The 23,596-nt window shown below is 57.1% G+C and carries 18 protein-coding genes; 2 read left to right on the top strand and 16 right to left on the bottom strand.

What is annotated here, in order from left to right:
- Positions 1-7: 7 nt before the first annotated feature.
- Positions 8-2,224, bottom strand: coding sequence for a type VI secretion system tip protein TssI/VgrG (gene tssI, locus ABLU86_RS04320; RefSeq protein ID WP_015366117.1), 2,217 nt, complete (start codon positions 2,222-2,224; stop codon positions 8-10).
- A gap of 653 nt (positions 2,225-2,877) precedes the next feature.
- On the opposite strand from tssI, the gene ABLU86_RS04315 reads away from it, so the two are divergent.
- The gene (locus ABLU86_RS04315) at positions 2,878-3,297 is read left to right on the top strand and encodes a translesion error-prone DNA polymerase V autoproteolytic subunit (protein WP_032709968.1); all 420 of its coding nucleotides are present in this window, start codon (positions 2,878-2,880) and stop codon (positions 3,295-3,297) included.
- 2 nt (positions 3,298-3,299) lie between these two features.
- Complete coding sequence (locus ABLU86_RS04310; protein ID WP_015366112.1) at positions 3,300-4,565, top strand: Y-family DNA polymerase; 1,266 nt, start codon at positions 3,300-3,302, stop codon at positions 4,563-4,565.
- 92 nt (positions 4,566-4,657) lie between these two features.
- On the opposite strand, the gene tssJ is transcribed toward ABLU86_RS04310, so the two are convergent.
- From tssJ to vgrG, 15 genes are all read right to left on the bottom strand, one after another.
- The gene (tssJ, locus tag ABLU86_RS04305; protein ID WP_032708371.1) at positions 4,658-5,197 is read right to left on the bottom strand and encodes a type VI secretion system lipoprotein TssJ; all 540 of its coding nucleotides are present in this window, start codon (positions 5,195-5,197) and stop codon (positions 4,658-4,660) included.
- A complete protein-coding gene (tssG, locus tag ABLU86_RS04300; protein ID WP_045362914.1) occupies positions 5,175-6,260 on the bottom strand; it encodes a type VI secretion system baseplate subunit TssG in 1,086 nt (361 codons plus the stop codon). The genes tssJ and tssG overlap by 23 nt, the downstream gene beginning before the upstream one ends.
- Positions 6,224-7,984, bottom strand: a complete 1,761-nt coding sequence (gene tssF / locus ABLU86_RS04295) for a type VI secretion system baseplate subunit TssF (RefSeq protein WP_047077237.1) — start codon at positions 7,982-7,984, stop codon at positions 6,224-6,226. The genes tssG and tssF overlap by 37 nt, the downstream gene beginning before the upstream one ends.
- A 72-nt stretch (positions 7,985-8,056) precedes the next feature.
- Entirely contained in the window at positions 8,057-11,440 is a 3,384-nt protein-coding gene (locus tag ABLU86_RS04290; protein ID WP_348795953.1) for an ImcF-related family protein, read from the bottom strand.
- 97 nt (positions 11,441-11,537) lie between these two features.
- Positions 11,538-13,976, bottom strand: coding sequence for a DUF2235 domain-containing protein (locus ABLU86_RS04285; RefSeq protein WP_348795952.1), 2,439 nt, complete (start codon positions 13,974-13,976; stop codon positions 11,538-11,540).
- Complete coding sequence (locus ABLU86_RS04280) at positions 13,949-14,521, bottom strand: DUF3304 domain-containing protein (protein WP_015705813.1); 573 nt, start codon at positions 14,519-14,521, stop codon at positions 13,949-13,951. Before ABLU86_RS04280 ends, ABLU86_RS04285 begins: the two co-directional genes overlap by 28 nt.
- A 201-nt stretch (positions 14,522-14,722) precedes the next feature.
- Positions 14,723-16,393, bottom strand: coding sequence for a DUF2235 domain-containing protein (locus ABLU86_RS04275; RefSeq protein ID WP_348795951.1), 1,671 nt, complete (start codon positions 16,391-16,393; stop codon positions 14,723-14,725).
- On the bottom strand, positions 16,366-16,956 hold the full coding sequence (locus ABLU86_RS04270) for a DUF3304 domain-containing protein (RefSeq protein ID WP_032711891.1): 591 nt from the start codon (positions 16,954-16,956) through the stop codon (positions 16,366-16,368). Before ABLU86_RS04270 ends, ABLU86_RS04275 begins: the two co-directional genes overlap by 28 nt.
- 178 nt (positions 16,957-17,134) lie before the next feature.
- Positions 17,135-17,485 (bottom strand): hypothetical protein, encoded by a 351-nt coding sequence (locus tag ABLU86_RS04265; RefSeq protein WP_226933593.1) that lies wholly within the window; start codon positions 17,483-17,485, stop codon positions 17,135-17,137.
- Positions 17,458-18,027, bottom strand: coding sequence for a DUF3304 domain-containing protein (locus tag ABLU86_RS04260; protein ID WP_032711892.1), 570 nt, complete (start codon positions 18,025-18,027; stop codon positions 17,458-17,460). The genes ABLU86_RS04265 and ABLU86_RS04260 overlap by 28 nt, the downstream gene beginning before the upstream one ends.
- 212 nt (positions 18,028-18,239) lie before the next feature.
- Positions 18,240-18,809, bottom strand: a complete 570-nt coding sequence (locus ABLU86_RS04255) for a DUF3304 domain-containing protein (RefSeq protein ID WP_348795950.1) — start codon at positions 18,807-18,809, stop codon at positions 18,240-18,242.
- A gap of 56 nt (positions 18,810-18,865) precedes the next feature.
- Positions 18,866-19,624: a DUF4123 domain-containing protein gene (locus ABLU86_RS04250; RefSeq protein WP_348795949.1), complete on the bottom strand. Its 759-nt coding sequence runs from the start codon at positions 19,622-19,624 to the stop codon at positions 18,866-18,868.
- 2 nt (positions 19,625-19,626) lie between these two features.
- Positions 19,627-20,787, bottom strand: a complete 1,161-nt coding sequence (locus ABLU86_RS04245) for a hypothetical protein (RefSeq protein ID WP_348795948.1) — start codon at positions 20,785-20,787, stop codon at positions 19,627-19,629.
- Entirely contained in the window at positions 20,784-21,041 is a 258-nt protein-coding gene (locus tag ABLU86_RS04240) for a PAAR domain-containing protein (RefSeq protein ID WP_348795947.1), read from the bottom strand. Before ABLU86_RS04240 ends, ABLU86_RS04245 begins: the two co-directional genes overlap by 4 nt.
- A 39-nt stretch (positions 21,042-21,080) precedes the next feature.
- Complete coding sequence (gene vgrG, locus ABLU86_RS04235) at positions 21,081-23,459, bottom strand: type VI secretion system tip protein VgrG (RefSeq protein WP_348795946.1); 2,379 nt, start codon at positions 23,457-23,459, stop codon at positions 21,081-21,083.
- Positions 23,460-23,596 lie beyond the last annotated feature (137 nt).

Genomic DNA, 23,596 nt, shown 5'->3' with positions numbered 1-23,596 from the left:
TTCCCTGTCAGGCATTGAGCTCAATCTTCTTACCATTCACCATCACGCCGGCGGCGTTAATGGTGATCGTCGACCCGCCAGCGGTAATCTCCACGCTGCCGTTGCTTATCAGAATGCCGCTTTCGCCCACGTTGATATGTACGGTATCGGTAGCGCTGTCGGTTACGCTCCCTTGCGTAAAGCGGGTATCACCGCCGGTGATGCTCAGGGTACGCCCGGCGCCGATCGTCACCTCTTGCTTACTGGTGATGGTCTGCGTTTGCTTACCGGTCACGGAAATATCGTGATTGCCGGTCACTCCCAGCGTCTGGTTGCCGGTGACCTGCACGTTACGGTTCTGCTGGACGCTGACGCTTTCGTTACCCTGCACCTGACGGGTGCGATCCTGTACGACCGTCAGTGACTGCTTGCCTTCGACGGTCGCGGTATGGTCGCTTTTCACCGTGGTGGTATGGTTGCCGCTAATGGTTTCATCGCGGTTCTGCTCAACGCTTAGGGTCTCATTCCCCTTCACGCTTTCGGTACGGTTCTGCTCAACGGTGGTGGTTTCATTACCATTGATGGTTTTGCTGCGATCTTTGCCGACGGTAACGCTTTCATTGCCATCCACCGTGCGGGTGCGGTTCTGTTTGATATGGCTGGTTTCGTCTTTGCCGACGGTTTTGGTGCGGTTATTGCCGACATCATGGGTCTCGTCGTTTTCGACTTCAGTATCCATGTTGCGCTCAGCGTGCAGCCAGAGCTGCTCTTCGCCGGGTTTATCTTCAAAACGCAGGGCGTTGGCGTTGTCCGGCGAACCATCCTTTGAGCGGCTCATAAAGCCCATTTGCGTGGCTGCCGCCGGTAGCGCCCACGGCGGCATACTGGCTTCGTTATAGACGCGGCCAATGACAATCGGCCGGTCCGGCTCGCCGTTAATAAAGTCCACCACCACTTCATCACCGACGCGTGGGATCTGCACCCCGCCGTAACCTTGCCCGGCCCAGGCGCTGGAAACGCGCACCCAACAGGAGCTATTTTCATCGCCCTGGCTTTCGCGGTCCCAGTGGAATTTCACCTTAATCCGGCCATATTTATCGGTCCAGATCGATTCTCCTTTCGGCCCTACCACGCGGGCGGTTTGCGGCCCGTAGGTGCGCGGCCAGTCGGTCCTTGACGCGGGGACAAATGGCGTCGCGGCGGGAATAACGGTGAATGCGATGCGGTGCTGCGCGGTATTTCCGCCGCCGGAGGCATACTGATTCTCTTCAAAATCATAGCGGGCGCCCACCACCAGCCATTTAGCGTTATCAGCCATGTTAGGCGCATGCGTCAGGGTAAACGTGTGTCCCGGGACGATACCGGTCGCGGTGGCGATACCCTGCGTTTGCTGCTGTTCGGCCTGCCAGGACTGCTGACGAATACGGGCGTAGGCTTCGCCGTCGCCGTGCTCCATAAAGCGCCCCGGCCAGTCGTAAACGTCGATTTTGCCCGGTGTCGGCGAGACCGGATTCTGCAGCGTTTGCAGCATCCAGGCGTGGGGCTTGCGAAAATCATAGTCATCGGTGCTGTAAAGCCCCGGCGTGACGACGTGGCTCGCCATCAGCTGGCTGATGCCCTCTTCGCCGACCGCGCCGCCGCCCGGTTGCGCATGCCAGGGAATAGTTTCATAACCGGGGAAGGATTCAGTCTGCTGATAGTCATCCATCAGCACCAGGGTATGGCCGTCTTTATCGTGGCGGAACAGATAGCTAATACCTTCCAGCTCCAGCAAACGGCTGATGAAATGGAAGCTGCTTTCCGCGTACTGTACACAATAATCCCACTGCCGGTAGCTACGCGTAAGTTTGTCCTCAAACTTAACGTTATGCTCGCTAAACAGTTTGGCCACGATATCCGGCACCCGCTGCTGCTGGAAAATACGGAAGTTGCGGTCGCGCATCATCGGCCAGAAATCGGGTTCCAGCGTGGTCTGATAGACGGCGTAGCGCGTCTCGCCAAGATCTTCGGCGCGTACGGTAACGGCGGTGATTTTGCCGGAAAGATAACGCTCCTGTCCCCATTGGCCGGGAACCGCCACCGTCATGTTTTTGCCGAGCATGGCCTGACGGTCGATAGCAAAATCCTGGCTGAGTAAATCGACCTGAAAGTGGAAAGGTTCGGACAGTTTCTCCTGCCCGCTGAATTTCCAGAATAATAACGAGGAGCTGTCGACAGATGACAGGATCGATATCCGATTAACCATATGGATTCCTTTATGGTGCAGGCAGCCGCGGGGCTAATTCCTTAAGATTAATAAATTATCCTGAATATTTATCAGAAGTCATCTCTCTGCCCGAGATTTCACCCAGGAATACTCTTAATTATTCAACTCTGTGCTTTTGTTCATCTTTATACCGTCATTATTAGTAGTGGAGCTTTCTTAACAGGCGTTAATTACTGGTTTGACTTATTAGAAACGGTAATGAGGTAAGTCTGAAAATAGTCTCCTGGCGCGAAGAAATATGTTTAAACCGGCCCGGACGCTTTAAAATAACCGCGGCTGCGAACTGCCATCACAGCCATTTGCTCACCGGCCTGCTCTTGCATACGGTCGGCCGGTGAGCAATCCCTGGTCGTTAATCGCTCAGACATCCCCTGTCTCGTTAATATCAGATCCTTTACCTCAGTCATATTCAGATTGTTTTTACATAAAATCGTCGCGCTATTTTCGCCAGCTAAACGGCGCAGTCGCTAATATTAGCGATGAGGTAATCTATTGTTTATCAATCGGCTTCAGACATAAAACCCCCGCCTGCCAGGCGCTGGCGCAGGTTTTGATAAGGTACGACCCTCTTGATCTCTGCCATCGATCTACAATACTGTATATACATACAGTAAAGATAATCGGTGATCATCATGCAGTTTTTCACACTAACCGAACTACGCCAGATCGTGGCACTCCCCCTGTTCAGAGATCTTGTTCCCTGCGGTTTTCCTAGCCCCGCGCAGGATTATGTTGAACGGCGTATCGACCTGAATGAACTGCTGATTCAGCATCCTGGCGCCACCTACTTTGTGAAATCAAGCGGTGACTCAATGATTGGCGCTGGCATTGGCGATGGTGATTTACTGGTGGTGGATAGCTCCCGCAAGGCCGTCCATGGCAGCATCGTTATTGCCGCAGTGGATGGAGAATTCACGGTTAAGCGCCTCCAGTTACATCCTGTTGTCATGCTAAAACCTGATAATCCCGCCTACCAGCCGATTATGCCAGGCAGTGAAGAGTGTCTGGAAATCTTTGGCGTGGTGACCTACATCGTGAAATCGGCGGGCTGATCGTGTTTGCCCTGTGTGATGTGAACTCATTCTATGCTTCCTGTGAAACCGTCTTTCGCCCGGACTTACGCGGCCGCCCGGTGGTTGTTTTGTCCAATAATGACGGGTGTGTGATTTCACGTTCTGCGGAAGCCAAACCGTTTGTGAAAATGGGTGAACCGTACTTTAAACAAAAAGATATCTTCAGACATCATGGCGTGGTTTGCTTCAGTAGCAACTATGAACTCTACGCCGATATGTCCAACCGGGTAATGACGACGCTTGAAGAGATGTCGCCTCGCTGTGAAAAATACTCCATTGATGAAGTTTTTTGCGATCTTACCGGCGTGCGTAACTGCCGCGTTCTTACCGAATTTGGACATGAGCTCAGAGCCACGGTGCGGCAACGCACACACCTGACGGTGGGCGTCGGAATAGCCCAGACAAAAACGCTGGCTAAACTGGCGAATCATGCGGCAAAACGCTGGCAACAGCAGACAGGAGGCGTGGTTGACCTGTCGAATGCGGAGCGGCAAAGAAAATTGATGGCGGCGCTACCGGTGGAAGAGGTTTGGGGAGTGGGTCGACGCATAGCGAAGAGGCTTGAAACGATGGGGATCCGGACGGTATTGCAGCTGGCTGACACGGATATCCGCTTCATCAGGAAACACTTTAATGTCGTACTGGAAAGAACCGTCCGTGAATTACGCGGCGAGCCCTGTCTCGAGCTGGAAGAGTTTGCCCCGGTAAAGCAAGAGATTATCTGTTCCCGTTCGTTCGGCCATCGCATCACCGAGTACGAAGAAATGCGCCAGGCCATCTGTAGTTACGCTTCCCGGGCTGCAGAGAAACTTCGTCAGGAACATCAATACTGCCGGTTTATCTCCGTCTTTGTAAAAACGTCGCCCTTCGCGCCTGACGAACGGTATTACGCCAATAATGCCTCGGTCACCCTGCTTACCCCAACGCAGGACAGCAGAGATATTATCGCCGCCGCGACGCGTTGTCTGGATGCCATCTGGCAAAGTGGCTGTCGGTACCAGAAAGCCGGGGTGATGCTGGGCGATTTTTATAGCCAGGGCGTCGCGCAACTTAATCTGTTTGACGAAAATGCGCCGCGAAAAAATAGCCAAAAACTGATGGAGGTACTGGACCGCCTGAATGCTGAGGACGGACGTGGAACGCTTTACTTCGCCGGCCAGGGTATCCAGCAACCGTGGCAGATGAAGCGGGAAATGCTCTCCCCGCGATACACTACCCGATATAGCGATCTGCCCACGGTTAAATGAGAGCTCTCACAGGCCAAACCTTAGATAAAAGGTTTGGCCATCATGGCGTCCGTCAGGTTATTTATGGAATATAAAATTGCGCAGCGCGTTTCTCACTTCTCCTTCCGCGGTTGCAGAACAAGTTGATGATGGCTGGCCTCAATGACGCGCGCGCGGTCCGGGTCAAGATCCACACGGGCAAGCACCAGCTTCCAGTCGTTTTTCGTCAGATCCGGCGCCCGGAACAGCGCCACCACGGCAACATACTGCGCCTGTTCATCCAGCGGCATGGTGAGACTCATCGCCGTTCCCGGTTTGAGCACCAGGCTGCGACTGGCCAGTTGGTCGTCTTTTAATATGTCCTCTCCTTCCGCCGCCAGTTGCTGGTAAACCGTCTTATCGAAAGTCTTGCGATCCTTCAGCACATAGACCCGCACCATCACCGGCTGGGAGGCGCTGTTATCCTCGCGGTTATCGGTGTTTAACGCATTGCGCGCGCTAAAATCCAGACGCAGCGTTTTCACCTGGCGATAAAATACTGACTTTACGGCGGACGAAGCGCCGTCGCTGATTTTCTGTGTTAGCCCACAACCCGCCAGCATGAACGGCAGAAGAATCAGTGCGGATAGTTTAAGCGAAGTGATATGCAACACGTTGGTTTCCTTGTGATAATGATGCAAGCGGCATGCCGCGGTAGCCGCCCAGTTCCGTGGTAAACGTGGCCGGTAAATCCGGCGGAACCGCGTCCCCCTCCATGCCCAGAACGCCGCTTATGCCGAGCATAAACGGCGTTTCGCCAAGTACCGGCGCGGGTAACAGCGGCGTGGGAAGCGTTAAGGTGATTTTGGCCTTATAGCGCCAGCCGAGATAAACCCGCAGCAGAACCAGAAAGTCCGCATAGATTTGCCCTTCCGGCATCCAGCCTGCGGCCTCGGCGATATCATCGGTGTACAGCGCGATCAGCAACTGGCTGGCAATCTCGGTCGTTTCCTCGCCCAGCACCGTGTAGCCATCAAGCAGGAAATCGTTATCGCCGTAAAAACCCAGCGGCTGCGCCGGGTACACCGTCCGTGGGCAGTGCGGCGACACTTCCGCCCGCGTATGGGGCGCCAACAATCGTACCAGCGCCTGAATCCCCTCTTCGGTACGCGCGGGCAGGCGCATCACGCTGAGTAATGCCAGAAAGCGAGATACCGGCGCGGCAATATGCTGAGCGGTGCCGGGAATGCCCAGCCCGATCAGCCCCAGCAGGCTCTGTGAAGTACGGTCGCGACCGCCGTCTTCAAAGGTTGCCGGATACGAGTATTTGCGCCAGATGCGATAAAACTGGCTCAGAATGCGGTGGTTAAAAATATCGAGAAATGCTTCCTGCGCCTCATGCCCTTCTCTTTGCTGCGCAATATCATCCAGCCAGGCGGTGGGCAACGGCGAATCGACACCGTATAGCCCCATAAAGGTGGTGCGCAACGTCGGCGGCGCGTCGGGATGCGCCTCATCATACTCCACCGCTTTGAGTTCGCTGACCGGAAAACCCATCCCCGGATGCGGGCGAAAGCGTACCGGATCATCCGCCGGGTTTAGCGTGCTGCCTAATGCCGGCGCGCCAGGTCGCGATTTTTCCAGTAGCTGGCAGAAGCGGTAAAAGTTGATGCGCTGAATATCCCGCTCCAGCCGCGGGCTCAGCCGGGAATGCGGCGTTTGTGGTTCTCCAGCCATTCGAGACGCTCTCCGGTAGGTTGCAGTATCAGAATCAGACGATTAAACAGATGGATATCGGTATACAGGGCAAAGAAGCGGTTGAGCATCTCGCCAAACAGGCAGATGTCGCCGTGCCCGGCGAAGCCGTTACCGTCGAGCGTCACCTCTATCTGCACGCCGCGTAGAAAGTGCCCCTCGGCAAAACGTTCCACCTCACAGTGGCTCACGTCGACGATCGCCTGCAGGCGACGGCGGTTCATTTCGTTGTCCGTCCAGTCGTACAACGCCAGCGCGCCGCGCAACACCTCGGCGTTATCCATCATCCACAGGAAGCTGCTACCGAGATGGCTCAGCACCCGCCAGTGAAAACGGTCGCGATCCGGTGGATAACACGGCAACGTCGGCGCGCTGAGATTGCACACCTGGAGTCGCGACGTTGTGGATTTGACCACCGTGTCCAGCAGCGTGCTTTGCAGCGCCCGCCGCGGCAACTGGCCGTTGGTGCCGATCAGGCTCAATGACAGGGTTTCATTCTGCGGCACGCGATGCTGGTCAAACGCCTCGCCGCCCAGCGTCAGCCAGGTATCATGCAGCCCGGACGGGCCACGTTTAACGCGCGTGTGGTAATAATATTCCGGCGCATCATGGCGCAACATGCCGCCTTTGTGGCGAAAACTGGTAAACGGCACATACACTTGGGTGCCGGAAAGACGTGAAGAGGTGACGGACTCCACCGAATAGATTTCGGTGTGTCCATCCTGGACGCGCATGGGGCGCAGCAGATACTCACTTTGTAGTGAATCCAGATGCAGCGGGTCCGACTCCAGCGGGAACAGGTTAATAACCGGGCTGCAGTGTAAACGCAGATGTTTCTCTGACAACGCATACTCCTGCGGCCACGGTTTATCCAGCACGACCTCGATCTCAAACCATCCCGGCGCATCAGGAAACGTCATATTCTCCAGCCCGCACAGCGCGACCGACATAAATTTTTCACGAAAGCTGAAATACTCCAGCAGCAACTGGTAGCCGCTGAACCCGCCGCTTTGGGGCAGCAGCGCATCATCATGGCCAAAACCGCAAACGGCAAAATGGGCCGCCAGCGGCCTGCTATCGGCCTCCCCCGCCAGACGTATGCCGATGCGCGCCACATTCAGGGTCAGCGCTTCATGCAGCGCGCAGGCCAATGGCGCATCGGCATTCAGATACAACGGAATACGGCTCAGGTCTAGCGCCCGCCAGTCCACCAGCGCGCTACAGTCAAAACGCAGACAAATCGCCTGGCGGCCGTCGGCCTGCGCCCTGACGCTGGCGCGGGAGAGCGCGAGCGGCTGTAAGGTTAGCGGCTGGGTCGTGGTGTAACGGCAGCGGGTGCCCGTCTCGCCGATGGGCCGGGAGATCACTTCCGTTCCCTTCTTCAGCCGCTGCGGCTCTTTCATCTCCCGCCAGTCGACGCTGAACTCGACCATCGCCAATGACGGAATGGTACGGAGATAATGCGGCCAGATCATACTCACCAGCCCGCCGGTCAGCTCCGGCAGGTCGTCGTCGAGCTTTTCGCGCAGCCGCCCCATCAGGAAAGCAAAACCTTCGAACAGGCGCTCAACATAGGGATCGCGGGCGCCGGCTTTATCGAGGTTTAACGCCGCGGCGCGATCGGGATGGGCGCGGGCAAACTCCTCGCCAGCCTCACGCAGATAGCGCATTTCAGCGTCAAAATAACGCAGAGTTAAATCGTCCATGGAATATCTCAGATGTCAGAATTGAAAAACTCGCTGCTTGTAAAGCAGCGCTTGCAGCGTGAATGTCGGCCCTTATTCCTCTACGTCACCGTCAGCAAACGGTTCCGCACGGGAGGCCTCCACAATGAAAATCTGTGTCGGCAACGTGAAGTTTCGCAGTTTCAGCAACGCCAGCGGGCCATCGCCGAGTTCGGTACGCAGCAGCCACTGCAGTTGCCGGTTATCCGGCGTATTGACCGTCAGGCGAAACAGCCCATCGCCGATCTGCTGGCGCTTCATTCTCTCCAGCATACGCAGCGTGCCCCACGGGCCGCTGTCGTTCGCCAATAGCCGAGCGCCCGCCGCCACTGAGCTCCAGCTCAGCATCGCGCCGGGTTTGTTGATAGTCCCCGGCCAGCGGAAACTTTTCCATTCGGCAAGCTGGTTAAAGTAGTGCAGATTCTGGCCGTCGAGGGTGAGTTGCGTTTCAACAATGCCCGGCGTCGCCACCCCCTGTAGTTCAAACCCCATTCCCTGACTGCCGTCGGTAAACAGGATGTCGGACAAGGAACTCAGTTGATTAATCGCCTTCAGGAAGGCCGGATTGAAAGTCAGCCCCTGACTGTGCGCGCTATCGGCCACCCAGCGGCTACCCTCCCGGTTGAGCACGCCGCCCAACTGTCGGGCAAGAAACTGGTCGATTCGCCCGCTATCGCGACGGATGAATGCCGCCAGCATCGGTAGCGAGACATCGTTTTTGCCCGCGGCAAACGGATAGCGGCCGTCGAAAGCCGAATGCCAGTTAGCGACCACAGAACGCTGCCACGCCTCGTTCAGGCTGGCCGCCGATGGCTGCAGCACCGTTTCCCAGGCCTGCGTCAGCGGCTGGACGAACATGGTCTGGCCGAAACCGCTCCACTCTTCGCCAAGGCTGGCCGCCACCAGGCTGCCGTACTCCTGGGTGTCGGTCAGGTCGACGCTTTTGCCCTGGAACACGGTCTGCGCCAGCTGCTGCATCATCGCCTGCGGGTCGGGGGCGTTTGCCACCTGCTGGAGCCGCAGGCGTACGCGGGTCAGGCGCGTCAGCCAGGTCTGTAAACTGAGGGTGCTGTCTGCGGCGACCACGCTTTGAGAGGGATTTTTGCCCATCAGCGCCAGCAGCGGCCCAAAGGTACTCTCCAGCGGGCCGCGCACGCCGCCGGCCTGCTGATCGATAAACGGCTGCTTATCCTTATCGAGTAGATTTTTAGCCGACTTCACCAGCGAATCCGCCACACCCTCACGCTGCTGCCCGGTCTGCCCCTGCCAGGCAAGGGTATTCATCAACGCAATCAGCGGCGACTGACGAACGTCGCCCGCCAACGTCAGCTGATCGGTCACATCGGCAATATTGCGCGCCGGATTTAAGCGAATGCTATTGAGAAAACCCAACCACGCCCCGGCGAAATCGGTGAAATAACGATCGGTCAGCCGCTGTTTCAACGCCTCCGGGGAGACATCGCCGCTGACGGTCTGGCGGCTATCGCTCAGCACCCAGTCGATCTCATCGCGCCTGGCCGCCACCGCCTTATCGATCGCCTCGCGCACGCCGCCCTCCCACGCCTGGCGGGTAAACATCCCCGGCACCACCTCTTCCGTGGTAAACAACCGGCTGGCATTGGTCTGCGGCGTCATGTCTTCCAGCGTCATGTCGGCATAGTTACGGCGCACCTGCAGCAGCATGTTCTCGTAAAGCGTGCTTTCGGCGTTGCGCCGCCCGATTTGCGCCAGCAGCACCTGACGCGCTTGCGTCACCAGCGCGGCGTCCGGGGTGATTCTCCACGTCGGCTGCGACGGCAAGTTGTCCATATAGAAGCCCCATAAATCGGGGGCGATGCTCTGCCATAGCGCCGGGGCGACTCCCTGACGCGTCTGCTGCGCGGCGGTCATTGCCTGGCGGTAAAACGCCGCATCGGCTTTGTCCGGACGCGCCATCATCAGATAGGCCTTTAACTGGTCATAACCCGCTTTCGCCAGCTGCGCCCGCTGCGGGCTGCGCGGCGGCAGGTTGACCAACACCGTCAGTTGCCGGGTCAGCGCCTGCGCCGCGGCGTCGCGGATCAGACGCTGGTTAGCCCGCCCATACCACGGCAGCAGCGCGGCAGAAAGCGGCGCATTATGATTAAGACCAAAGCGCTGATACCAGGGCGTGCCGTTGGCGAGCTGATTCTGTAGACGGCCGATATCGTTGCGCAGCACCTGCAAATCGATCAGATGCTGGTCGTTAACGACGGGCTGCCGCAGCAGCTGTACCCGCTGGGTGGCGCTGACAATTTGCTGGCGGTTGACGATAAAAGAGAGCAGGCTTCCCGCCGCCCACAGAGCAATCAGCGCCAGCAGGCCGACGCCGAGGGAGCGGCGCCACGCCCCCCCCACCGGCACGCCGCGCGCGCGGCCGCAGTCTGCGATGATCCCCTGCCAGACGGCCGGGGCCGACCAACGGTGGGGATAGAGCCCATTGTCCACCGCTTCTTCCGCCTTTAACGAGGGGCTGAACAGCAGACCACGGAGCGGGATCTGATGCAGATGCCCGGTAAGCCACGGCGTCAGTAGCGTCTTCCAGCCGCTGATACCACCCTCCTTCAGCCATTTAGCGACACGCAGCAGGTAATCGTGGGACGAATCAGCGCACAACTGCTGGGTCCCCTGCGCCAGCATGGCGGGCAGAATGGCGCGAAGCTGCCGTTCAACATCCTGCGGGACGGCCCGCGGCGGGAACAACGCCCCCAGCGTCTGGGTAATGCGCGTATCCTGCGGCCAGTCGCTGTCGTGGAGTTGCCACAGATAGACCGGCGGATGGTAGCGCAGAACCTGCGCAACCTGCTCCAGCGTTCGCAAATACCCGTCCAGAGTCGCGGCGGTGGCCTGAGCATTGTCCAGCGCCAGCACGATACCATCCAGCGGCCGGCGGCCGCGCAGCCGACGCAGGGCACTGAGCCGCTCGTTATCCACCGTCGCCGACAGGCTACCGCCGTGAATTAGCACCGTACCGCGGCCCTCCAGCCATTGCTGTTGCGCAAGGCCTGGAGCGATGGCGGCAATCTGCGCCGCCTCGCCAGCGACCCACAGCAGGCGGACCTTATTGCGCCACAATCGGCCGTAGCGGCGACGGAGAAAGTGCTTTAAGGACGCAAACGGCTGCGCCGGTTTTGTCTGCTGGCTAATAAAAGTCCGCGTCTGACGCTGTTGCCCATCGGCTTTTTGCCTGATAAACAGGTGGAAAGCAATAAAGCCCAGTATCCAGAGACAGAGACCATACGCCCAGATCAGGCCACAGACGGTCAATATCTCGCGGATCGCCGTCCACTGCAGCGTGCGGTTGGCGTGCCAGTTCCACCATCCCAGACCGCCCAGCAGGACCACAATTGTCCAGACGGCAAGACACAGGGTCGCGGTAGCCGCTACGGTCATTACCGCGGCATTTTTTTCCTTGAACATAAAATTGATGATTCCCTTAGCCACGGGCGTGCATCATCACGCCCGTATAGCGTTATTAAGGATACTTAGCGGATATAATGAATATGGCGATAACGAATTAAGGCAGCAGTATTTTAAAAGCCTCGCTTTTTATATCGCGATATATTTTCCCCAGCACGCCCGATACCGTATTCAAATCTTTCATATCCGTTCTCGCCTGCACTAATATATCGCCAACATTAATATCAATAATCGCTTTTACCCGCTGGCCAAATTGTTTCACCGAATCCCACGTATCATCATCGTTATCGTAAATCGTCCGCGACGCAAAATAACCGTGGGAAAACGAGGAGTGCAGCGGGTCGTGATTATATTTAGCCAGCGTGTCATGCACGTAGTTATCGTAAAAATCCAGCATCGTCGGCGAGCCCATCAGCGCCGCCCGCCGGGCATCGCCGCTTTTCTTGATCTGGATATATTCCGACTCCTGCGCCGCCACCAGCGGACCGCCAAGCTGGTTGGTCTGCGTGGTGGGGATCACATCCAGCAGCACCTGGCCCAGCAGCGCCACGATACCGGTATGGGCAAAGTCATAGCCCCACGCCGCGCGATCCAGACGATCCTTATCGATAAACGGCACTTCTCGCGGCCCTTCGCTTTCCGCGGGCGCCGCCGCCGACGGCAGCGCGCTGGTCTGCTCATTCAGCGCCTGCTGATAAAAAGGTTTGCGCTGATAATACTTATCGGCGTATTGCGGGCTGGCAAAGCGCTCGGTGCGCCAGGCGGTAATCCAGCTCAGCTGGTCCGCCAGCATCACCTCCAGCGCTTTGGCCTTCAGCGGCACATACACCGGATCCGGCAGTTTGCCCAGCGGGCCGTTCTCCGGCGGCTTCGCGGCGGCGGCTTTCGCCTTATCGCCATCCGCCTTGTCGTGAGCCGCCTTCAGCGCGGCAACCGGATCCCGGCCCTGGGCCACGGCGATGGCCACCACCTCCGCCTCATTGACGGCCGGCGTTTCGGTCTTCGCCCCCGCCTGCTGCGCCCCGGCCTGCTGCCAGGCGTTAAACAGGGCGATCGCCTGGGCGGAGATTTTGAATTGTTTTATAACGGCATTCGTCATTATCCGGTAGGCCTTATTTTTAGCCCCTCCGGGCAACACCTCCTCAGGCACGCTCAGCGGCGCCCCGGCATCAAAGGCGGCGGCATACATATCGTGCAGCACAATCTTTGACAGCAGGCTGGCGGCATCGGTCTGCACTTTGCCGAGTTCCGTGGGTTTACAGTCGCCGCCAACATCGGCATGCATTCCGGGATAGACCACCTCCACCGCCCCGGCCGGGTATTTGCCGTCCGGACCGCGGATGGAGTCCAGCGGCAGGTCGCCGTGCTGCTCGTGGCCGGCGACAAAGTGGTGGCAGCTTTTTAAGAAACCTTTGGTGGTCGGCAGCCGCAGGCTGTTGGCCGCCCAGCCCAGATGCCCGGTGGCCGACGGCAGAATATGCGGCACGCCAACCGCGGAGACCGTATCCAGCAACCCCATAAACTCGATACTGATAGGGATGCCCAGCAGGGTTGGCCCGCCCGGAACCACCGCCCCCGCCGGCAGCATATTTGTCGCATCGAGCGGCATTTTAGCGTCATCGAGCAGCAACTCCAGCCCGCGGGCGAAGGCGCGGGCGGTGGCGGCCCCCCGGCAGTAGCCGTAGACGAACAGCTTGATTTTGGCGATGCGCCGCTGCGAGCGTTGGATATGCAGCCGCGTCGGCTGCCGCGGCCACTGGTTGACCACGCACCCCAGATGGTCGTCGCAGAATTTGTCAAGCGCGCTTTTACGGTTGAACTTCTGGGTCAGCCGCGAGAAGGGCCAGACGGTGGCCATACTTTGCCGATATCTGGTCAGCTCATTGTCTTCTATCCTTTCCTTTTTCACCGCATAACAAATGCTGCTGTAGGTTTTAAGCAGCGCCTGATTGATACGATCCTCACCGCCGTTGGCAAACAGCTCGCCGTCCAGCGAGTAGTGCTCTTCGCCAATCTCCGGAAAGCGCGCCCCACAGCCGGGGAAGTAGTAACTGAAGTAGCCGTCGTTTTCCGCAGTTTCATCCTGCTCTTTCCAGTTTGCCGCATGGTAGAGGCGGCCAATATTGGTCAGCGGCGGATTGCGCGAGCCGTATATCTCATCAGCCCCTTCTTCATTACAGCAGGTACCGTCAAAGAACAGGCTGATATGCAGGCTGGCGGGGCAGCCCGGTTCCGTTTTTTTGTCCGATTGATGATCGGACTCCCCGACATATCCCTCCAGGTACTGCCTGGCGTAGTTGCCTTCGGTCAGCGTTCTGCTCGCCGGCAGGCGGCCGCGCTCGTTGTATTCGGTTTTCTGCTGCGTGGAGTCATCCGCTGGCGCTTTCCCCTTTTTATCATCCGGCCCGGGAAAGTGTGGCGGTAAACTGGCCGCTTCTGCGGTGGACGTTTTGACAGCGACCGGGGTGGCGCCGGTCTGGAAGGCGGCAATAAGCGCCTTCAGGGCACTTAACGTGGAGTCTGCGGCGTCGGACATACAACTTCCTCCTTGATATGTTGGATAAGTATTTTCTGAGCTCTTTGCTTCCAGTCTGGCGGCGACTGGGGAACCGGATATCCCGGCTGTCCCGGCGGGATGCAGGAACGCACTATCCGCACTTTATCGCAGGGGAAAATATGCACATCAAATCCGCAGGCCTGCCCCTTCTCCCAACGTTCGATAGGGACAGTAATCGGCCCATGTTTCTGATAGTGAGTTTCATAGTCGTCCGGCATCTCACTCGATTTCATCCAGGCATTAGGATCGGAAGTCCAGGTGATTTTTGCCGTCAGTCCCGGCCGCCAGACATCTGGCACCATCACGCAACAGAAGCCGCCGCCGCCGCCGTAGGGATTAGCCCTGGGGCCCCCGTAACCGTTTACCTGCACCGAAACAATGTCATCCGGGCCGTGGTTATAGACATTTATGTCAGCGCCGCTCATGCCGTCGCGACTGTGGTCGCGACAGGCCGTCAGCAGGCAGAGCAAAACGGCGGCCAGCACCATCAGTCCGCCGGGCAAAATACGGATATGTTTTATCATTGATGTGTCCTTACAAATATAAAGTGATGACTTATTAATAAATGGCGTAATTAAATGCTTGTATTTATGCTAATATATGAACCTCCATATATAACTGATAATGATATTTGTAGCGGTCAAATAAAATTGGTCGCTACAAATATCTTCAGCTGTATTTTAATATCCGTTCACACCTGTACTAATATATCGCCGACATTAATATCAATAATTATTTTTACCCGCTGGTTTGCGTGGTGGGAATAATATCCAGCAGCGCCACGATACCGGTATGGATAAAGTCATAGCCCCACGCCGCACGATCCAGACGATCCTTATCGATAAACAGCACTTCTCGCGGCCCTTTGCTTTCCGCGGGCGCCGCCGCCTGCTGCAGGCGTTAAACAGGGTGATGGCCTGGGCGGAGATTTTGAATTGATCTGCGACATCCCCTTGCATTACCCGATATTTTTTACCTTTGGCGCCGCCGGGCAATACCTCCTCGGGTACGCTCAGCGGCGCCCCGGCATCAAAGGCGGCGGCATACATATCGTGCAGCACAATCTTTGACAGCAGGCTGCGGGCGTCGGTCTGCACTTTGCCGAGTTCTGACGGTTTACAGTCGCCGCCGACATCGACATGCATCCCGGGATAGACCACCTCTACCGCTCCCGCCGGGTATTTACCGTCCGGACCGCGGATGGAGTCCAGCGGCAGGTCGCCATGCTGCTCGTGGCCGGCGACAAAGTGGTAGCAGCTTTTTAAGAAGCCTTTGGTGGTCGGCAGCCGCAGGCTGTTGGCCGCCCAGCCCAGATGCCCGGTGGCCGACGGCAGGATATGCGGTACGCCAACCGCGGAGACCGAATCCAGTAGCCCCATAAACTCGATACTGATGGGGATGCCCATCAGGGTCGGGCCGCCGGGTACCACCGCCCCCGCCGGCAGCATATTTGTCGCATCGAGCGGCATTTTAGCGTCATCAAGCAGCGACTCCAGCCCGCGGGCGAAGGCGCGGGCGGTGGCGGCCCCCCGGCAGTAGCCGTAGACAAAGAGCTTGATTTTGGCGATGCGCCGCTGCGAGCGCTGGATATGCAGCCGCGTTGGCTGCCGCGGCCACTGGTTAACCACGGCACCCAGATGGTCGTCGCAGAATTTGTCGAGTGCGCTTTTACGGTTGAACTTCTGGGTCAGCCGCGAGAAGGGCCAGACGGTGGCCATACTGTTCCGGTATCTGGTCAGTTCGCTGTCTTCTATCCTTTCCTTTTTCACCGCATAGCAGATGCTGCTGTAGGTTTTAAGCAGCGCCTGATTGATACGATCCTCACCGCCGTTGGCAAACAGCTCGCCGTCCAGCGAGTAGTGCTTCTCACCAATCTCCGGCAAGCTTGCGCCACAACCGGGGAAGTAGTAACAAAAATAGCCATCTTTTTCTGCTGAGAAATTCTGATCGGTCCAGTTTGCCGCATGGTAGAGCCGACCAATATTGGTCAGCGGCGGATTACGAGAGCCATAAACTTCATCGGCCCCCTTTTCATTACAGCAGGTACCGTCGAAGAACAGGCTGATATGCAGGCTGGCCGGGCAGCCCGGCTCCGTTTTTTTATCCGATTGATGATCGGACTCCCCGATATATCCCTCCAGGTATTGCCTGGCGTAGTTGCCTTCGGTCTGCGTTCTGCTCGCCGGCAGGCGGCCGCGCTCGTTGTATTCGGCTTTCTGCTGTGTAGATTTATCGGCAGGCTTTTCTCCCTTTTTATCATCCAGCCCGGGAAACTTTGGCGGTAAGCTGGCCACTTCTGCGGTGGAGGCTTTAACCGTGACCGGAGTGGCGCCGGTCTGGAAGGCCGCAATAAGCGCCTTCAGGGCATTCAGCGTGGAGTCTGCGGTGTCGGACATACAACTTCCTCCCTGATATGTTTGATAAGTATTTTCTGAGCTCTTTCCTTCCAGTCCGGTGGAGACTGAGGGACTGGATATTCAGGTTGACCTGGCTGAACCGGCCCCCCCGGGAGCACGCAGGAACGCACTATCCGCACCTTATCGCAGGGGAAAATATGCACATGAAAACCGCAGGCCTGACCCTTCTCCCAGCGTTCAATCGGCACGGTAATCGGCCCATGGTGCTGATAGTATTGTGAATAGTTGTCAGGCATATCGCTTAGCCTCATCCAGGAGTTAGGGTCGGAGGTCCAGGTGATTTTTGCCGTCAGCCCCGGGCGCCAGACATCTGGCACCATGACGCAGCAGAAGCCGCCGCCGCCGCCGTAGGAGTTCGCCCTTGGCCCGCCGTAGCCGTTCACCTGCACCGAAACGATGGCATCCGGGCCGTGGTTTAACAACGTTATGTCGGCGGCGCTCATGCCGTCGCGACTGTGATCGCGACAGGCCGTCAGCAGGCAGAGCAAAACGGCGGCCAGCACCGCCAGCCCGCCAGGTAAAATACGGATATGCTTTACCATTGATGTGTCCTTACAAATTTAAAGTGATGACTTATTAATAAATGACGTAATTAACTGCTTGTATTTATGCTAATAGATGAACCCCATATATAACTGGTAATGATATTTGTAGCGGTCAAATAAAATTGGTCGCTACAGACATTAATACCGGTTTTCCAGAGGTTAGAGCCGGGCAATATTAGTCAGCGGCGAATTGTGTATGCAGGCTGGCCGGGCAGCCCGGTTCCGTTTTTTTGTCCGAGGGATGTTCTGACTCTTTAACATACCCCTCCAGGTACTGCCTGGCGTAGTTACCTTCGGTCTGCGTTCTGCTCGCCGGCAGACGGCCGCGCTTGTTGTATTCGGTTTTCTGCTGCGTGGAGTTATCCGCGGGCGTTTTCTCCTTTTCATCATCCGGCCCGGGAAACTTCGGTGGTAAGCTGGCCGCTTCTGCGGTGGAGGTTTTAACCGTAACCGGAGTGGCGCCGGTCTGGAAGGCGGCAATAAGCGCCTTCAGGGCATTCAGCGTGGAGTCTGCGGTGTCGGACATACGATCTCCTCCTTAATATGATTTATAAGCACATTTTGCGCTTTTTTTAGTCCGTCAGCCTCAGGCTGTATCGGATATTCAGGGGCCGCTCGACCGTAGCAGGAACGCACTATCCGCACCTTATCGCAAGGGAAAATATGGATATCAAAACCACAAGCCTGCCCTTTCTCCCAGCGTTCAATCGGCACGGTGATCGGTCCATGGTGCTGGTAGTGACTCGCATGATCGCCAGGGATATGTTTCGGGTCTATCCATGCGTTAGGATCGGAGGTCCAGGTGATTTTTGCCGTCAGTCCCGGCCGCCAGACATCCGGCACCATCACACAGCAGAAGCCGCCGCCGCCGCCGTAGGAGTTAGCGCCTGGCCCGCCGTAGCCATTCACCTGCACCGAAACGATGGCGTCCGGGCCGTGGTTTAAAACGGCTATATCAGCAGCGCTCATGCCGTCGCGACTGTGATCGCGACAGGCCGTCAGCAGGCAGAGCAAAACGGCGGCCAGCGCCGCCAGCCCGCCGGGCAAAATACGGATATGCTTTATCATTGATGTGTCCTTACAAAAGAAATTAAATGCGTTGTTATTAAGAGATGGCGTAATGACAGAATTATATTTTTGCTGATATATATACCTCCCGAATATTTGTGATAATGATATTTGTAGCGGTCAAATAAAATTGGCCGCTTCCGCGGTGGACGTTTTGACAGTGACCAGGGTGACACCGCTCTGGAAGGCGGCAATAAGCGCCTTCAGGGCATTCAGCGTGGACTCTGCGGTGTCGGACATACAACTTCCTCCTTGATATGTTTAAAAATGACGTTATCTGCCTTTTGATCCTCATCGGGCGCACGATGTATCGGATATTCCGGAGATGAGCGATCGTGACAGGAGCGTATAATTCTTACCTTATCGCAGGGAAAGACATGCACTTCAAAACCGCAGCCCTGCCCCTTCTCCCAGCGCTCAATGGGCACGGTAATTGGCCCATGGCGCTGATAGTATTGCGAATAGTTGTCAGGCATATTACTGGATTTCATCCAGGCGTTAGGATCGGAGGTCCAGGTAATTTTTGCCGTCAGCCCCGGGCGCCAGACATCAGGCACCATGACGCAGCGAAAGCCGCCGCCGCCGCCGTAGGGATTAGCTCTTGGCCCGCCGTAACCGTTCACCTGCATCGAAACAATGGCGTCCGGGCCATGGTTATAGACATTTATATCAGCGCCGCTCATGCCGTCGCGACTGTGGTCGCGACAGGCCGTCAGCAGGCAGAGAAAAGCGGCGGCCAGCGCCGCCAGTCCGCCGGGCAAAATACGGATATGCTTTATCATTGATGTGTCCTTACAGAACTAATAATCACCCATTAATTATCAAAAAGGAGGATGTTTCATTCCTCAAAGTGGCTTTCAAACCAGGAAGCTAAATCGCCGATAAAATTCTGCTGATGCGCCTGCCAGCCGAGTTGCCAAAGAGTGTTAAATTTCTCCTCCTGGGTAGTAAAAAAGGTGCTGAATTTTTCAGAAACCGTAAATTGCTGGGCATCTATAGCGACATCCAGTTTCATCATTTGCTCATCGCTGAAATTAATCTTGATCGCCTCCGGGATCGCTGCCTGAACAGGCGAGCACTCGCCTTCCAGCCAGCAGATCTTGTTGTCTCTATCGCGATAGCTCCAGAGATAAACCGGTTCTAAAAACCATGCTTTTTGCTCTTCAGTGAGCACATGCTGCATCAGCAACGGGAACATACGGGTATCGTAATAACGCACCAGGCCAGAACGGTCTTCCCATGCGCCGTCGGCCAGGTTGCGCAGGTGGGCGGCGAGCGTTGAAAAACTCAGCGGTGAGAGGAAGATCAGCAGACCCGGCTTGCAGGAAAATGCGGCGATCAGATCGGCGATCCACTGACGATGCTGCCAGCAGGCTGGCTCCAGCCGCATCAATAAAGGCGCCATCTCCAGCAGCGGCTCTTCCGGTTGCCCCTGATAGAGTGAGAACCACTGCACCGGAGGAGAAAGTCTATTTAAGCCATCCAATAACGGGTTGTCTAAAACGCCTTGATCGGCAATGAGATAGACGTCGCGCAGCGCGAGTTTTCGCGCAAATTGTTCCAGCTTGCTCATCCATTCCTGATCCATTAACGCCATGTTCATTCCTTCTTGTCTTGAGGTTGCGGTGACGGGACTGCTGCGGTGACGATGCCTAGTGAGAGAGGGTGACGCGGATCGCGGGCGATCCAGCCGCAAGACTGATGAAAGTGGCGGGCAAATATCGCCGCCAGTGCGATGATGATGAGCTGCTCCATCTGCCCCGTCTCACCCCAGTTTTCATCCTGCAGCAGTTGGTTGCTGTTCCAGCCGCTGTGCGCCAGTTCCGGGATTTGCGGTTGTGTGAATGCGATACAGGGATCGGGCGGACGTTCAGCCCCGCTTTGCTGCATTGCCCGCTGACAGACCTGCTGGATATTTTCCACCGCGGCGCCTTCATAAACCTCGCCGCGGGTCAGCCGCGCCTCCCCCTCCCGGGCCAGTAACCAGAGCGCGGCGGATTCCCCCGCCGGTCTCGCCGAATCCCCCGTCGCCGCCACCGACTGGCACCCCGCCACCAGAATGAAACATTCGTCGCCGGACTCATTAATTCGCGCGGTAATCTCCGATAAGCTGGCCTCGCCCTGCCAGGGTTCCGCCATATGCGGCAACTGAGCGGTGGGACAGCGCTTGCGCAGCTCGGCGCAAAATTCTCGCCACGCCGGTTCGCTGCCCTGCCAGTAACAGCCGCTCAGGCCGGGAAGTTGATGTTCGCCACGTTGCGCCAGCCATTGTTGCGCCAGCATTCGGGCTAGCTGCTGTTCACGCAGGTCGATATCCACGATGTCCGAGTGGATCAGTCGCAGCGCCCGCGCACCGGACTCCAGTTTCTCTTTTGGCGGCTGATGTTCTCGCTTCAGCAGCGTCTGCCAGCGCTCGGGTTCACATCCCACCGGCCCCAGCAGCACCGTTTCCACCAGCCCAACGCTATATTGATGCCGGGCCCACCACGTTTGATGATCGAAATCGATCAACCGCTGGTAGTACTGGGTGTAGTGAACCGACAGGCGGTAATAAAGCAGACGCAGCATCCAGATGATGAGGACCAAAAGCATGGCGCTAACGATTGCGACGGTTATTAACGCCCCGCCACGCGCTTCGGCAGGCATTAACGCCGCGCCTCCTCCGCTGATAAGCGTCATCCCCGCGCCGACGGACAACCACCGTCCGTTGTGGGGCGACGTGGCGGTTTTGTAAGGCAGATAGTCGGTTAGCTGTCTCATAGCGCGACTTCGCAATCAGAGCGTGAACTCACCAGCGTACAGCCGCAGGCGCAATGATGCCCGTCAAGAGCCACCGGATAACCATCCACTTCATACAGCGAGCTTCCTTCGGCTATGACCGTCAGGCCATGTTCATTGCAGCTCACCTGGTCGCCTTTGCAGGCGATGCCTTTACCAAAACAGAGATAATGGCCGCCGATCACCGTACCGCCATGCTCACGCAAGGTATCACCCTGCCGAATAATGGGTTTCAAGGTCTGTTCCTCCGGGTAAGTTATATCAATGAGCGATTGTCAGGCGGCACGTGGCACAAAAGCCTGAGCCAGTTCTTGCGCACGAATCAGGCAGTCTTTACATATCGATGTGGGAAGATCGGGGAGCGGAAACGTCTCGCCGGCCGGCCCCTGCATCTTATGCGTGCCTTTAAAACTGAGCAGACTCGGGCTGTGAAGATGGATTTCTCCCTGCGGCGTCAGGCGAATGTAGCCGCCGCCGCAGCCCAGGGTGATGCCATTTTTGGCGGTAAGCTGCAGATGTCCCTGCGTTGACTGCACGGTAATATCCTTCAGTGAAGTGAGCGCCAGCGTGTCGCCGTGCGACTCTATCTCCAGCGGTCCTTTCACCGATACCATACGCATCCCTTCGCGGTGGGAAAGCAGCGAGATTGCGTTTTTGGTATTCACCGACAGCCGGTTGCCGCTGGCCAGCGCAATATCGCTGGCGCTTTGCAGGTACAACCCTTTACCACTCTGTAGCAGCGTCGTTTCCGCCGTCACGATGCCGATGCCTTTCGGCGCGCTCATCAGCAGGACGGGGCTCGCCAGGTTGACGGCTTTGCCGACGAACTGCTTTAACGTGCTGACATCCGGCGGGGTGTTGTAGTGGGTGCGGGCTATCTCCTGCCAGTCGTTGAGCTGAACAACGGCACTGCCGAGCAATTGACTCGCGGGATCCATTTCCACGGTCGCGCCCATCGCTTTCAGCTGTTCATCGGCGGTAATAAATATTCCCTTCCCGCCGCGGATCGCGCCATAGCTATCGGTGCGTAACTCAAATCCCTCACCGCGTGGCGTGTTCTGATGATCCACCAGGTGGCCGAGGTTGAGCTGGCTCTTGCCGCCATATTCGGTGCTGACCTTAACGTGCTCTTTACCCCGTGTATCATCGAGGCGAATCTTGTTGTTCGCCGGCGTGCGCAGCACGTTACGCTTGTAGTTGTAGAGCGTCACGTGGTCCTGGTGCGTGGAGTCGTGCAGCGCGCCGGCAATATAGGGCCTATCGGGATCCCCCTGCTCAAAAGCGATCGCCACTTCGGTGCCCGCTAACAACGGCAGATGCAGACCAAAGGTTTCACCGGCGTAAGGGCGCGCCTGGCGCACCCACAGGCTTTCCTCACCCGGCTGCCAGCGATCGCGATCGAACAATAAGTTCACCCGATAACGTCCGTCGCGATCGATATGGCCATAGAGATCGTTGATTTTGGTGCTGGTGACGCGCGCCGGCAGCGTCCCGGCCATTCTGGGTTTGCTGATGACCGCCGGGCGAAAGCAGTAAGTCTCTACGCAGGGAATAGCCTGAAACGTCATGACGAAGCTGCGATCGCGACGGGCGCGACAGTGAATAGCAGCGATCGCCACCCCCTGGCGCCAGACGTCCGTCACCTCTTCGCCGCCGCTCACTTTTAGCTGCTGGCCGGGAGCCAGCGCCGCGCAGTTGGTTTCCCCATTCAGCCGCGTCTGCTGGTTGAGATAACGCTCATGACGAATACGGGCATAAAAGGCCCCGCTCTCCGGGTCCGGAGTATGCTGGAAGCGATTACCCGGCGTCAGATAGTTGTCCGCCCAGTGATAGGCTTCACCGTAGGTGGTACTATCGCCACGGCTGACATTGACGTTGAGATTCATATCCTCTGGCGCGTTACGGTAGTTATAGTCACGAGTAAAGACCGAACGCTCAACTACGTGGTGTCGGCTCTGTAAATCCCACACCGATTCGTTCCCGCCGTCATGCTGCCCGGAGGGAGCGACCGAAGGCAACAACAGTCCCGTCTCGTAGTGTTGCTGGTCATCGTAGAACTCCGCCACATCTATATTCAGCCGGGTATCGGCGGTAAAGCGAAACCAGATCCCCACTTCACCCAACAGGCGGGAGATAAAGGTCAGATCGTCCTCGCCGTACTGCATCACCTGTTCACGCTGCGGGTATTCATGCGCCAGTTGAAAGACAAAATCTTCCCCGCGCATCTGGTGACGGGTTCTGAGAATGTGCTCCACAATCTGCGGCGCCGACATATCCTGATAAATCCGGTTCTGATGGCTCTTCGACAGTAGCGCCAGACGCGGCTGTAACGTCAAGGCGTAGCGCGTTTCCTCTTTTGCGGTGGAAAGCCGTTCAAAAGCAGTGATCACTCCCTGAAGAACGCGCACCGGCTGCTGGATCTTAATGCCAAATCCCTGGTCAACCGGCGCCTGCAAGGTCAGCGAGGCGTTTTGCAGCAACATCTGCTGCGGGGTGATGGCTTTATCGCTGCTGGTAAATTCAATGGTATAGCGGAAAGGCTCACTTAAGTTTTCCTCGCCTTCAAAGCACAGAACATCCAGCAACGAGTTACAACCATGCACCTGTAACAGATGATGGCTGTGGTTGAACAACAGAGGCTTTATGTCACTCATGATTTATTTTCCTGTATCAAACGCCATGCTCTTTATCTCCCTTCCGTCGCCTTCGGCCACGCTACCGCCCGTCGCTGTTTCCTGTTGATAAGGAGCCCAAAAGCGCACAAGGTTGGGCAGATCGTGTTGACCCCGGT

The organism is Klebsiella sp. JN_Kp121 (genome assembly GCF_040062145.1).
Lineage (GTDB): Bacteria > Pseudomonadota > Gammaproteobacteria > Enterobacterales > Enterobacteriaceae > Klebsiella > Klebsiella aerogenes.
This window is presented reverse-complemented; position numbering and strand designations above follow the sequence as displayed.